11 protein-coding genes are annotated in these 12,186 nt (G+C 72.2%); 10 read left to right on the top strand and 1 reads right to left on the bottom strand.

From position 1 onward, the window contains the following. Positions 1–217 precede the first annotated feature (217 nt). From HZS56_RS09465 to HZS56_RS09425, 9 genes are all read left to right on the top strand, one after another. Positions 218–1,735, top strand: coding sequence for a sugar ABC transporter ATP-binding protein (locus tag HZS56_RS09465; RefSeq protein WP_216720266.1), 1,518 nt, complete (start codon positions 218–220; stop codon positions 1,733–1,735). Beyond that, entirely contained in the window at positions 1,732–2,772 is a 1,041-nt protein-coding gene (locus HZS56_RS09460; RefSeq protein WP_216720265.1) for an ABC transporter permease, read from the top strand. Before HZS56_RS09465 ends, HZS56_RS09460 begins: the two co-directional genes overlap by 4 nt. Next, on the top strand, positions 2,765–3,778 hold the full coding sequence (locus tag HZS56_RS09455) for an ABC transporter permease (protein WP_216720264.1): 1,014 nt from the start codon (positions 2,765–2,767) through the stop codon (positions 3,776–3,778). Before HZS56_RS09460 ends, HZS56_RS09455 begins: the two co-directional genes overlap by 8 nt. 58 nt (positions 3,779–3,836) lie before the next feature. Next, positions 3,837–4,919: a rhamnose ABC transporter substrate-binding protein gene (gene rhaS / locus HZS56_RS09450; protein WP_216720263.1), complete on the top strand. Its 1,083-nt coding sequence runs from the start codon at positions 3,837–3,839 to the stop codon at positions 4,917–4,919. A 95-nt stretch (positions 4,920–5,014) separates the two neighbouring features. Beyond that, positions 5,015–5,335, top strand: a complete 321-nt coding sequence (locus HZS56_RS09445; RefSeq protein ID WP_030185674.1) for an L-rhamnose mutarotase — start codon at positions 5,015–5,017, stop codon at positions 5,333–5,335. A gap of 140 nt (positions 5,336–5,475) precedes the next feature. Beyond that, entirely contained in the window at positions 5,476–6,501 is a 1,026-nt protein-coding gene (locus HZS56_RS09440) for a LacI family DNA-binding transcriptional regulator (protein ID WP_216720262.1), read from the top strand. A 262-nt stretch (positions 6,502–6,763) separates the two neighbouring features. Beyond that, on the top strand, positions 6,764–8,065 hold the full coding sequence (locus HZS56_RS09435; protein ID WP_216720261.1) for an alpha/beta fold hydrolase: 1,302 nt from the start codon (positions 6,764–6,766) through the stop codon (positions 8,063–8,065). A gap of 55 nt (positions 8,066–8,120) precedes the next feature. Then, positions 8,121–8,864, top strand: a complete 744-nt coding sequence (locus HZS56_RS09430) for a PIG-L deacetylase family protein (protein ID WP_216720260.1) — start codon at positions 8,121–8,123, stop codon at positions 8,862–8,864. A 76-nt stretch (positions 8,865–8,940) separates the two neighbouring features. Further along, positions 8,941–9,780 (top strand): pentapeptide repeat-containing protein, encoded by an 840-nt coding sequence (locus HZS56_RS09425; protein ID WP_216720259.1) that lies wholly within the window; start codon positions 8,941–8,943, stop codon positions 9,778–9,780. Here HZS56_RS09425 and HZS56_RS09420 read toward each other — a convergent pair. Beyond that, the gene (locus tag HZS56_RS09420; RefSeq protein WP_216720258.1) at positions 9,742–11,307 is read right to left on the bottom strand and encodes a cytochrome P450; all 1,566 of its coding nucleotides are present in this window, start codon (positions 11,305–11,307) and stop codon (positions 9,742–9,744) included. The genes HZS56_RS09425 and HZS56_RS09420 overlap by 39 nt on opposite strands. A gap of 123 nt (positions 11,308–11,430) precedes the next feature. Here HZS56_RS09420 and HZS56_RS09415 point away from each other — a divergent pair, with 123 nt between their 5' ends. Then, on the top strand, positions 11,431–12,039 hold the full coding sequence (locus tag HZS56_RS09415; protein ID WP_216720257.1) for a TetR/AcrR family transcriptional regulator: 609 nt from the start codon (positions 11,431–11,433) through the stop codon (positions 12,037–12,039). The last annotated feature ends 147 nt before the right edge of the window (positions 12,040–12,186 follow it).

Below are 12,186 nucleotides of genomic sequence, written 5' to 3'. Positions count from 1 at the left end.
TCAGTAGCCGAAGTTATGAGTCGCCCGAAAGGGTGTCAACCCTTCCGGGCGCCCCGGTCGTCCGTGACTTGGTCGTGACCTTTGGGTATCGACTGGTTTTCGTCCCCAAACCCATTGACGTGACATATCCTCGCTGCCTAACGTCCCCGGCAACCGAGTTGAAACCTTTCACGACGCCGTGAGGGCCGTCCCGCCCGGCGTCGTCGAGGAGCCCCCAATGACCCACCCGTCCGACACGGGTACGGCCCCGGTTCTGGCGCTCAAGGATGTCTCCAAGTCCTTCGGCGCGGTCCGTGCGCTGCGGGACGTCTCCCTGGAGCTGTTCCCCGGCGAGGTCCACGCCCTCGCCGGGGAAAACGGAGCCGGGAAGTCCACCCTGATCAAGACGCTCGCCGGAGTACACCGGCCGGACGCCGGCCAGGTGCTGCTCGACGGTGCGCCGGTCGCCTTCAGCGGTCCCGGCGACGCCCGCGACGCGGGCATCGCCGTGATCTACCAGGAGCCCACCCTCTTCCCCGACCTGTCGATCGCCGAGAACATCTTCATGGGCCGCCAGCCGCGGCGCGCCCTCGGCCGCATCGACCACCGGGCGACCCACGCCGCCACCGCGGAACTCATGCGGCGCCTCGGCGTGGAGCTCGACCCCGACCGGCCCGCGCGCGGCCTGTCCATCGCGGACCAGCAGATCGTGGAGATCGCCAAGGCGCTCTCCTTCGACGCCCGGGTCCTGATCATGGACGAGCCGACCGCGGCCCTCACCGGCAGCGAGGTGGCCCGGCTCTTCGGCGTGGTGCGCACCCTGCGCGAGCAGGGCGCCGCCGTCCTGTTCATCTCCCACCGGCTGGAAGAGATCTTCCAGATCTGCCGGCGGGTCACCACCCTCCGCGACGGCGCCTGGATCGCCAGCGAGCCGCTGGAGGGCATGACCGAGGACGACCTGGTGCGCCGCATGGTCGGCCGCGACCTCGACGAGCTGTACCCCAAACAGGAGGTCGCGCCCGGCGAGAAGGCCCTCAGCGTCCGCCGGCTGACCCGCGAGGGTGTCTTCACCGACGTCTCCTTCGAGGTGCGGCGCGGCGAGATCGTCGCCCTGTCCGGGCTGGTCGGCGCCGGACGCACCGAGGTCGCCCGCGCCGTGTTCGGCATCGACCGCTGGGACGCCGGAGAGGTCGAGGTCGACGGCAAGGCGCTCGTCAACGGCGCCCCCTCCACCGCGATGGCCGCGGGCCTCGCCCTCGTCCCGGAGGACCGCCGCGCCCAGGGCCTGGTAATGGGCATGTCCATCGAACGCAACATCGGCCTCACCGGCCTGCGGTCGACCGTGCGGGCCGGACTGGTGGACCGGGGCGCCGAGCGCAGCCGTTCCCTCGACTGGGCCGTCAAGCTCCAGGTGAAGTACGCGCGCATCGCCGACACCGTCGCCACCCTGTCCGGCGGCAACCAGCAGAAGGTGGTCCTCGCCAAGTGGCTGGCCACCGGCCCCAAGGTGCTGATCGTCGACGAGCCCACCCGGGGCATCGACGTCGGCACCAAGGCCGAGGTGCACCGGCTGCTGAGCCAGCTGGCCGCCGACGGCGTGGCCGTCCTGATGATCTCCTCCGACCTGCCCGAGGTCCTCGGCATGGCCGACCGCGTCCTGGTGATGCACGAGGGACGTCTGACCGCCGAGATATCCCGCACCGACGCCACCGAGGAGACCGTGATGGCCGCAGCCACGGGGAGGGCCGCCGCATGACGGTCACCGCACCCGACCAGGCCCCCGTGGCCGACGTGCCGAAGGCCGGGGCCACCCGGCTCGTGGACCGCATCTTCAAGATGCGCGAACTGGCCATCCTGCTCGTCTTCCTGGTGATGATCGCCATCACCCAGGCCGGCAACAGCGAGTTCCTGTCCGAACAGGGCATCAAGGACCTGCTGCTCAACGCGACCATCCTGGTCCTCGTCGCCACCGGCCAGTCCCTGGTCGTCATCACCCGCAACGTCGACCTCTCCGTCGGCTCCACCCTCGGCATCAGCGCCTTCGCCGCCGGTGTCTACCTCCAGGGCGGCGGGAACTCCGCCGTGGCCGTCCTGCTCGCGGTGCTGATGGGTGTCGGCTTCGGCCTCCTCAACGGCCTGCTGGTCAGCCTCGGCCAGGTGCCCGCGCTGGTCGTCACCCTCGGCACGCTCTACATCATCCGCGGCATCGACTCCATCTGGGTCGGCTCCCGGCAGATCACCGCGGCCGACCTGCCCGGCGGCTTCGTCGACTTCGGCTCCGGCGGCATCTCCGCGGTGCCGTGGCTGGCCCTGATCGCCCTCGCGGTGCTCGTCGCCACGGCGTACTACCTCAAGCACTTCGGCAGCGGGCGCGAGCTGTACGCGCTCGGCTCCAACCCCGAGGCCGCCCGGCTGGCCGGCATCCCCGTGCGCAAGCGCATCCTCGCCGCCTACACCTTCTGCGGCGCCCTCGCCGGACTCGCCGGCGCCCTGTACCTGGCCCGGTTCGGAAACGTCGACTCCGGCACCGGCAACGGCTACGAACTGACCGTCGTCAGTGCCGTCGTGGTCGGCGGCGTCGTCTTCACCGGCGGTTCCGGCAGCGTCTACGGCGCGGCCCTCGGCGCGCTCCTGCTGACCTCCATCAACAGCGTGCTGCCCGCCCTCGGCGTCAGCTCCGTGTGGGTGCTGGCCATCAACGGCATCCTGCTCATCCTCGCCATCGCCGTCGACCGGATCGTCGCCCTGCGCGTGGCCAACGCCCTGAAGAAGAGGAACGCCCGCCATGGCTGACAGCTCCCTGACGCGCGCCATCCGCTGGGACACGGTCGTCGGCGCGCTCCTCGTCGTCGTCCTGCTGCTCTCCTTCGGCTTCGTCGACGGGTTCGGCAACGCCCTGAACCTGTCCTTCCTGATCGGCAACACCCTGCCGATCGCGCTCATCGCCCTGCCGATGACGCTGCTGGTCGTCTCCGGCGAGATCGACCTGTCGGTCGCCTCCACCGCCGGGCTGTCCGGCGCGGTGATGGGCGCGCTGTGGAACCAGGGCATGACCATCGAGGTGATCATCCCGATCTGCCTGGCGCTCGGCGTCGTGTGCGGCCTGATCAACGGTCTGCTGGTCACCCGCCTCGGACTGCCCTCCCTCGCCGTGACCATCGGCACCATGGCCGCCTACCGCGGCATCGCGCAGATCGTGCTCGGCTCCGACGCGGTGACCGACTTCCCCGCGCAGTACCTGGACTTCGCGGCCGGACGCATCGACGGCACCTTCGTCCCGTACGCCTTCCTGCCGTTCCTGGTGCTGCTGGCGATCGCGGTGGTCGCCCTGCACGCCATGCCGTTCGGCAGGGCGCTGTTCGCGATCGGGGCCAGCGAGGAGGCCGCGCGGTTCGCCGGCATCCGGGTCAAGCGGCAGAAGCTGATCCTTTTCACCGTGACCGGGCTGATGTCCTCCCTCACGGGCATCTTCTGGGCCCTGCACTACGCCAGTGCCCGCTACGACAACGCCATGGGCCTCGAACTCTCCGTCGTCGCCGCCGTACTCCTCGGCGGAATCGACTTCGACGGCGGCAGGGGCACCCTCGGCGGTGCGATCGCGGGTGTGTTCCTGCTCGGCGCGCTGCAGAACGTGATGAGCCTCGTCAACGTCTCCGCGCAGTCGCAGATCGTCGTCACCGGCGTCCTGCTCGTCGTGTCCGTGCTCGGCCCCCGGGTCGCACGGCAGATCTCCGTCGCACGGGCCGGACGCAGGGCGGCTTCGGCGCCCCTGCCCAAGGCGCCCGCGCCGGCCCCGTAGCCCCCCATGTCCATGCCCCCACGCACCAGCTCTGCCCACCCTCGATAAGGAACCCACCATGCGCAAGTCGACCATCCGCCGCACCTGCGCGGCCCTCGCCGCCGTCACCTCTCTCGCCCTGGCGGCCACCGCCTGCGGCGGCACGACCAAGGAGGACGTCAAGAACGAGGGCGGCTCGGCCGCCGCCGGGGGCAAGGCCGATCCGAACGCCGAGACGAAGAAGGGCCTGACCGTCGGCTTCCTGCCCAAGCAGGTCAACAACCCGTACTTCACCGTCGCCGACAAGGGCGGCGAGAAGGCCCTGAAGGAGCTGGGCTCCAGCTACAAGGAGGTCGGCACCTCCAGCGGCACCGACACCGCCGGCCAGGTCTCCTACGTCAACACGCTCACCCAGCAGCAGGTCGACGCCATCGCCGTCTCCGCGCAGGACCCGGGCGCGCTGTGCACCGCGCTCAAGCAGGCCATGAAGAACGACATCAAGGTCGTCACCTACGACTCCGACACCAACCCCGACTGCCGCAACGCCTTCATCTCCCAGGCCTCCGCCGACGACATCGGCCGCACCCAGGTGCAGCAGATGGCCGAGCAGATCGGCAACAAGGGCGAGATCGCGATCCTGTCCGCCGCGCAGACCGCGACGAACCAGAACGCCTGGATCGAGATCATGAAGGACGAGCTGAAGGACCCGAAGTACAAGGACATCAAGCTGGTCAAGGTCGCCTACGGCGACGACGACGCCCAGAAGTCCTTCCAGCAGACCCAGGGCCTGCTCCAGGAGCACCCGAACCTCAAGGGCATCATCTCCCCGACCACCGTCGGCATCAAGGCCGCCGCCCAGTACCTGTCCGGCTCGAAGTACAAGGGCAAGGTCAAGCTGAACGGCCTCGGCACGCCCAACGACATGCGCAAGTACGTCAAGAACGGCACCGTCGAGGCGTTCGAGCTGTGGGACCCGGCCAAGCTCGGCGAGCTGGCCGCCCGCACGGCCGTCGCCCTGTCCTCCGGGCAGATCACCGGCAAGGAGGGTGAGACCTTCAAGGCCGGCGGTCTGGGCGAGTACACCATCGGCAAGGACGGCGTGATCGACCTGGGCAAGCCGACCGTCTTCAACGCCGGCAACATCGACGAGTTCGACTTCTAGTCGCACCGTTCCGGTCACGCCGTTCCGGTCCGACCGTCCTGGTCCCACTGTCCTAGTCACACCGTCCACGTCAGACCGTACGGGAGCGGTACTTCATGCAGCGCGTCTGTTTCCTGCTCAAGGTCCGCCAGGACCGCATCGCGGAGTACCGCGAACGACACGCCGCCGTGTGGCCGGAGATGTGCGAGGCACTCTCGGCCACCGGCTGGCACAACTACTCGCTCTTCCTGCGTGACGACGGCCTGCTCGTCGGCTACCTGGAGACCGAGGACTTCGCCGCCGCCCAGGCCGGGATGGAGGCCACCGAGGTCAACGCCCGGTGGCAGGCGGAGATGGGGCCCCTCTTCGAGTCCCTCGACGGGGCCCGCCCCGACGAGGCGATGAAGCCCCTCACCGAGGTGTTCCACCTCGCGTGACGCGTCCTGCGGGGGCGTGCACGGGTAGTGTGGGAAGGTCCTGCGGTCGCCCCCTGTCCCAGAGGGCGACCGTACGGATCCCGCCGGGGTCGACCTGATCCGTACAAAACCGCCAGCCCGACCTCGGAGGTCTGTGCCCGATGGCCCATTCCGTGGGTATCAAGGACGTGGCCCGCGCCGCCGGAGTTTCCGTGGGCACGGTCTCCAACGTCATCAACCGGCCCGACACCGTCGCGGCGGAGACCCGTGCGCGCGTGCTGTCGGCGATCGACCGGCTGGGCTACGTCCGCAGCGAGTCCGCCCGTCAGCTGCGCGCGGGCCGCAGCCGGATCATGGGACTGCTCGTCCTGGACATGGGCAACCCCTTCTTCGTCGACGTCGCCCGCGGTGCCGAGCGGGCCGCGCGCGACGCCGGGCTCGGCGTGATGGTGTGCAACAGCGCCCAGAACCCGGGGGAGGAGGCCGAGTACCTCTCGCTCTTCGCCGAGCAGCGGGTCCGCGGCGTCCTGCTCACCCCCGCCGACGTCACCGGCCGCAACATCGAGGGCTTCCGGCGCCACAACATCCCCTTCGTCCTGGTCGACCGGGTCGCCGACGGCGCCACCGAGTGCTCGGTCTCCGTCGACGACGTCGCGGGGGGCGCGCTGGCCGTGCGCCACCTCGTCGACGCCGGCCACCGCTCCATCGCGTACGTCAGCGGCCCGCCCGGCCTCAACCAGGTGCGCGACCGCCGCACCGGTGCCCTCGCCGCCCTCGCCGAGGCCGGGCTCGGTCCCGAGGCACTGCGGGAACTGCCCACCGAGCGCCTCGACGTCTCCGCGGGCCGGGACGCCGGCGCCCGCCTCCTCGGCCTCGCCGACCGGCCGACCGCCGTCTTCTGCGCCAACGACCTGCTCGCGCTCGGCGTCCTCCAGGCCGTGTACGCCGCGGGGGTGGCGGTCCCGGACGACCTCGCGATCGTCGGCTACGACGACATAGAGTTCGCCGCCGCCGCGGCCGTCCCGCTCACCTCCGTGCGCCAGCCCGCCGTGACCATGGGCGCCATGGCCGCCGAGCTGCTCCTGGAGGAGACGGAGCTGGAAGGCACCGACCGGACCCACCCGCACCGGCGGGTCGTGCTCCAGCCGGAGCTGGTGGTGCGGCGCTCCAGCCTCGCCGTCCGCTGACCGGCGCCCTGGGCGACAGGAGCGTCCGGCACGGTCGCTCCGTACGGGTCGTACCGGGCGACGCCAGGTCGGCACCGCAGGCATTCAGCAGGATTTCATGATCCCGGGGACGGTGGCCGCAGGACCGTGTGCTGAACTGGGACACGGCCGGAAGAACCGGCCGGGGCCCGTCCGGCGTACCCACCCGTCCGCCCGGCGTACCCGTCCGTGAGTTCCGCCGCAGTCCCGTCCCAGTCCAGTCCAGTCGTCCCGGGGAGCCCCGTTGAGCGTCAGCTACCGTCAGCCAGGCGTCGTCCTCACCGACCGCCGTTTCACCGTGCCACTCGACCACGCCGACCCTTCCGGCGAGACCATCGAGCTGTATGCGCGCGAGGCCGTCGCGAGCGACAAGGCGGACCGGGACCTCCCGTGGCTGCTCTACCTCCAGGGCGGCCCCGGCCATGCGGCGAGCCGCTTCATCGGCCGCCCCGCCTGGTTCGGCCGCGCGCTCAAGGAGTACCGCGTGCTGCTCCTGGACCAGCGCGGCACCGGCGCCTCCACGCCCGCCAACCGCCAGACGCTCCCGCTGCGCGGCGGCCCCGCCGAGCAGGCCGACTACCTCGCCCACTTCCGCGCCGACGCCATCGTGCGCGACTGCGAGGCCGTCCGCCCGCAGGTCACCGGCGGCGCCCCCTGGACCGTCCTCGGCCAGAGCTTCGGCGGCTTCTGCACCGTCTCCTACCTCTCGCTGGCCCCCGAGGGACTGAGCACCGCCCTGATCACCGGCGGCCTGCCCTCCCTGGACGCCCACGCCGACGACGTCTACCGGGCCGCCTACCCGCGCATCGAGCGCAAGGTCGCCGCGCACTACGCCCGCTACCCCCAGGACGTCGAGCGCGCCCGCCGCATCGCCGACCACCTGCTCACCCACGACGTGGTCCTGCCGAACGGCTACCGCCTCACCGTGGAGGCCTTCCAGTCCCTCGGCATCCTCCTCGGCGGCAGCGAGGGCAGTCACCGCCTGCACTTCCTCCTGGAGGACGCCTTCGTCCGCACCCCGGGCGGGCCCGAGCTGTCCGACTCCTTCCAGGAGCAGGTCCAGGCCCAGCTCTCCTTCGCGGACCAACCGCTCTACGCCCTGGTCCACGAGGCCATCTACGGCCAGGACGCACGCCCCACCGACTGGTCGGCCGAGCGCGTGCGCGCCGAGTTCCCGCGCTTCGACGCCGCCAAGGCCCTGGCCGGGGACGAACCGCTGTTCTTCACCGGCGAGTCCGTCCATCCCTGGATGTTCGACTGCGACCCGGCACTGCGCCCGCTGCGCGAGACCGCCGAACTGCTCGCCGCCCGCACCGACTGGACCCCGCTGTACGACCCGGCCCGCCTCGCCGCCAACGAGGTGCCGGCCGCCGCGGCCGTCTACCACGACGACATGTACGTCGACACCGCCCACGCGCTGGGCACCGCCCGTACCGTCCGCGGCCTGCGCACCTGGGTCACCGACGAGTTCGAGCACGACGGGCTGCGGGCCGGCGGCCCCCGGGTCCTGGACCGGCTGCTCGCCCTCGCCCGCGACGAGGCGTGAGCGACCGGGCCGGACATCGGGGTGGGAGGTCCGCGCCGCACGTTACTGTGCGGGCATGACGGAGTTGTCGGACACACAGCTGGAGCCCATGCCGCGCGACTGGCGCAGGGCCCTCGCCGTCGTCGCCCACCCGGACGACCTGGAGTACGGCTGCTCGGCGGCGATCGCCGCATGGACCGACGAGGGCCGCGAGATCGCCTACGTGCTCGCGACGCGGGGCGAGGCGGGCATCGACACCCTGCCGCCCGCCGAGTGCGCACCGCTGCGCGAGCGTGAGCAGCGGGCGAGTGCCGCCGTCGTCGGGGTGAGCGAGGTCGAGTTCCTCGACCACCGGGACGGTGTCGTCGAGTACGGCACCGCGCTGCGCCGCGACATCGCGGCCGCCGTCCGCCGGCACCGGCCCGAGCTGGTGATCACCCTCAACCACCGCGACACCTGGGGCGGCGTGGCCTGGAACACCCCTGACCACGTCGCCGTGGGCCGCGCCACGCTCGACGCGGCGGCGGACGCCGGCAACCGATGGATCTTCCCGGAGCTGACCGAACGGGGCCTGGACCCCTGGGACGGGGTGCGGTGGGTCGCGGTCGCCGGTTCCTCCTCGCCCACACACGCCGTGGACGCCACGCCGGGTCTCGAACGCGCGGTGCGCTCGCTGCTCGAACACCGGACCTACATCGAGGTGCTGACCGACGAGGACCCGGAGACGTATGTGCGGGGATTCCTCACCGGCTTCACCGCGGCGGCGGGGGAGCGGTTCGGCGGGAGGCCGGCGGTGACCTTCGAACTCTTCCCGCGGTAGCCGCCGCCCTGTGTCGGGGAGGGCGGCGCGGAAACCGTCGGCACGGGGCGCGCGGGCGGCCCGTATCCTCGACGACATGCGAGAACACACGGCGGACCGGGCGGACCTGGCAGAACTGCGCGCCGACTGCGAGAGCTGCTTCGGACTGTGCTGCGTGGCCCTGCCGTTCGCCCGCTCGGCGGACTTCGCGCTCGACAAGGACGCCGGCAGGCCCTGCCCGAACCTGCGCACCGACCACCGCTGCGGCATCCACACGACGCTGCGGGAGCGCGGCTTCCCGGGCTGCACGGTCTACGACTGCTTCGGCGCCGGACAGCGGGTCTCGCAGGTCACCTTCGGCGGCCGGGACTGGCGCACCGGTCCGCCGGAGCGGTCCCGCCGCATGTTCGACGTGTTCCCGGTCGTGCGCCAACTGCACGAACTGCTCTGGTACCTGACCGAGGCACTGGCCCTGCCCGCGGCCCGCCCGGTCGACACCGAGCTGCGCCGGGCCCTCGCCGACACCGGGCACCTCGCCGAGGGGACCCCCGAGGAGCTGGGCGCCCTCGACGTGGCCGCGCACCGGCAGCGGGTCAACGCACTCCTGCTGCGCGTCAGCGAGCTGGCCCGGGCCGGTGCCCGCGGGCGGAAGAAGAACCGCCGCCACGCCGACCTGCTGGGAGCCCGTCTCCGGGGCGCCGACCTCGCCGGTGCCGACCTGCGCGGGGCCTGTCTGATCGCCGCCGACCTGACCGGCGCGGATCTCAGGGGCGCCGACCTGATCGGCGCGGACCTGCGCGACGCCGACCTCACGGACGCGGACCTGACGGGCGCCTTCTTCCTGACCCAGCCGCAGGTCGAGGCGGCCCGCGGCGGCCCCGGCACCCGGCTTCCGGACTCAGTCGCCCGCCCGGTGCACTGGACAACGGGACGCTGAGCCGGCCCCGTCGGCCTGCCCGGTGCTCCCGGCCGCCGTAGCCGTGCCGGGCGAGCGGTCCGGCGCGGACGGGGTCCGCCGGACCAGCCGCAGCCGCAGCCCCTCGGGCATCAGCGTCAGCCGCTCGGTCACCCGCAGCCGGTAGCCGGGGTCGGGCCGCAGCTCGTAGCGGCGCAGCAGCAGCCCGAGGACCAGCGTGGCCTCGTGCAGCGCGAACTGCCGCCCGATGCACGCCCGCGCGCCCGTCCCGAACGGCTTGAAGGTGTGCGCCGGCCGCGACCGTACGGCCTTCGCCTCGAAGCGGTCCGGGTCGAACTGCTCGGCGTGCGGCCCCCACACCTCCGGATCGCGGTGCAGCATGCCCGTGAGGACCAGCGCCCAGGCCCCGCGACGCATCGGGTAGGTGCCGCCGAGCACCGTGTCCTCGCGGGCCTCCCGCGCGAAGGCGGGAGCGGTGGGCCACAGCCGCAACGACTCGTCCAGGACCCGGCGCACGTGGCGCAGCCTGGCCACCTGGTCGTAGCCGGGAGCCTCGGCCGTGCCCCACACACGGTCCACCTCGGCGCGGGCCCGGTCCGCGACCTCGGGGTGCTGCGCGAGGTAGTGCAGGGCGAAGGAGAGCGCACCCGAGGTGGTCTCGTGACCGGCGACCAGGAAGGTGATGACCTGGCGGCGGACGTTCTCGGGCGACAGCCGCTCGCCCGTCGTGGGGTGGGCCGTCTCCAGCATCCGGTCGAGCAGGTCCCCGGCGCCGCCCGGACTCCCGGCCGCCCGGCGCTCGCGGACCAGGTCGTCGACGGTGCGGTTGAGGTAGGCGATGTCGGCGGCGTTGCGGCGGCTCGCGCCGCGCAGGAGCCAGGGGGCCAGCGGGGCGGGCACCGTGTTCAGGCGCTGGGCGTGGCCGAGCGTGCCGACCATCGCGGTGACGAAGGGATGGGGCCGGGAACGTTCGAAGGAACCGAAGTCGTGCCCGAAGCCGGTGCGCGCGATGGTCTCCAGCGTCAGCCGGGTCATGTCGCCGGGCACGTCCACCGACCGGCCGGACGCCTCCGCCCGGTCCCAGTGGCCGGTGAGCCGCGCGGCCACCTGCAGCATCATCACGTGGTACCCGGCCATGGCCTCGCGGCTGAACCCGGGGGCCAGCACATCGTGCGCGAGCTGCCAGTTGGGCTCGTGGTTGTACGCCGTGAACAGCCCGTCGCCCGCGACCGGCCGGAGGTTTGCCACCCCGAGGCCCACGTGCTTCGCGAACCGGGCCTCGTCCGCCAGGTCCGCGGCGAGCGAGGCGCCCCACACGAACACGAACTCCTTGCCGAAGGCGCGCCGCCGGAAGATCGGCCCCAGCCGCCGCGCGTGGCGCAGCGAGTCCTGCATCGGGGTGCTCCTGCTCGCCCCCACCACGTCGCCGAGCAGCGGGAGCCGGTACGGAGGGTGGGGTATGCGGTGCAGTTCGGGCCAGCCCAGCTCGGCGCTGCGGAAGCCCTTCGGCAGTCCGTCCCCGGCCGTTTCCCGCGCTGTCCGGGCCATGCGCGATCTCCCTCAGACGCAACGGCGTGCCGCCGGTGCCGGGGCAAGCCTGTTGTACATGGATTCAATAACGCGGGTCCAGTCTCGTCCCGTTGTTGAACCTGCGTCAAGTAAGGTGCGGTCATGGCCGCGACCCAGGGCGGGAGCACCCGCCGCAGGCTCAGCACCGGTGAACGCCGGGAACAGCTGCTCTCGGTGGGGGCGCGACTGTTCTCGGAGAGCCCGTACGACGAGGTGCGGATCGAGCAGGTCGCCGAGATCGCCGGGGTCTCGCGCGGGCTGCTGTACCACTACTTCCCGAACAAGCGGGACTTCTTCGCGGCGGTCGTCGAGCGCGAGAGCGAGCGCATGCTGCGGATGACGGCGGCCGTCCCCGGCGTCCCGGTCCGCGAGCAGCTCGCCGCCGGCCTCGACGCGTACCTCGAGTACGTCCGGGCCCATGCCCACGGCTACCGTGCCTTCCACCGCGCCGACGCGGCCGGCGACCAGGCGGTGCGCGGGGTCTACCGGCGGGCGCTCGCCGCGCAGGAACGGCAGATCCTCGCCGCCCTGGCCGCCGACCCGGAGTTCGGCCCGGCCTTCGGGGAGCGCACGGACGTGCGGCTGGCGGTGCGCGGGTGGCTGGCGTTCACCACCGCGGTCTGCCTGGAGTGGCTGCGGGATCCGGAGCCGGCCCGCGAGCAGGTGCGGGACCTGTGTGCACGGGCGCTGCTGGGGGCGATCGAGGCCTGAACGCCCCCGGAGTGGCCCGCAGCTCCGGGGCGCGGGGACCGGGCGCGCGGAAAAGTCACGCAAAGATCACGCGATGTGGTTGGCGCGCACCCCGATCTCCGATAGGTTAGGTGAGCCTTACCTAATGATTGAACGACGGAGGTTGAG

Source organism: Streptomyces mayonensis, assembly GCF_018982965.1.
In the GTDB taxonomy this organism is placed as follows: domain Bacteria; phylum Actinomycetota; class Actinomycetes; order Streptomycetales; family Streptomycetaceae; genus Streptomyces; species Streptomyces mayonensis.
The sequence above is the reverse complement of the archived record's forward strand: the minus strand, read 5'-3'. Positions and strand labels throughout refer to the sequence as shown.

Excerpts from the sequence above, each read along its gene's own strand:
- HZS56_RS09465 (WP_216720266.1), top strand. The coding sequence starts at position 218 with ATGACCCACCCGTCCGACACGGGTACGGCCCCGGTTCTGGCGCTCAAG.
- rhaS (WP_216720263.1), top strand. The coding sequence starts at position 3,837 with ATGCGCAAGTCGACCATCCGCCGCACCTGCGCGGCCCTCGCCGCCGTC.
- HZS56_RS09445 (WP_030185674.1), top strand. The coding sequence starts at position 5,015 with ATGCAGCGCGTCTGTTTCCTGCTCAAGGTCCGCCAGGACCGCATCGCG.
- HZS56_RS09455 (WP_216720264.1), top strand. The coding sequence starts at position 2,765 with ATGGCTGACAGCTCCCTGACGCGCGCCATCCGCTGGGACACGGTCGTC.
- HZS56_RS09430 (WP_216720260.1), top strand. The coding sequence starts at position 8,121 with ATGACGGAGTTGTCGGACACACAGCTGGAGCCCATGCCGCGCGACTGG.
- HZS56_RS09460 (WP_216720265.1), top strand. The coding sequence starts at position 1,732 with ATGACGGTCACCGCACCCGACCAGGCCCCCGTGGCCGACGTGCCGAAG.
- HZS56_RS09420 (WP_216720258.1), bottom strand. The coding sequence starts at position 11,307 with ATGGCCCGGACAGCGCGGGAAACGGCCGGGGACGGACTGCCGAAGGGC.
- HZS56_RS09440 (WP_216720262.1), top strand. The coding sequence starts at position 5,476 with ATGGCCCATTCCGTGGGTATCAAGGACGTGGCCCGCGCCGCCGGAGTT.
- HZS56_RS09415 (WP_216720257.1), top strand. The coding sequence starts at position 11,431 with ATGGCCGCGACCCAGGGCGGGAGCACCCGCCGCAGGCTCAGCACCGGT.
- HZS56_RS09425 (WP_216720259.1), top strand. The coding sequence starts at position 8,941 with ATGCGAGAACACACGGCGGACCGGGCGGACCTGGCAGAACTGCGCGCC.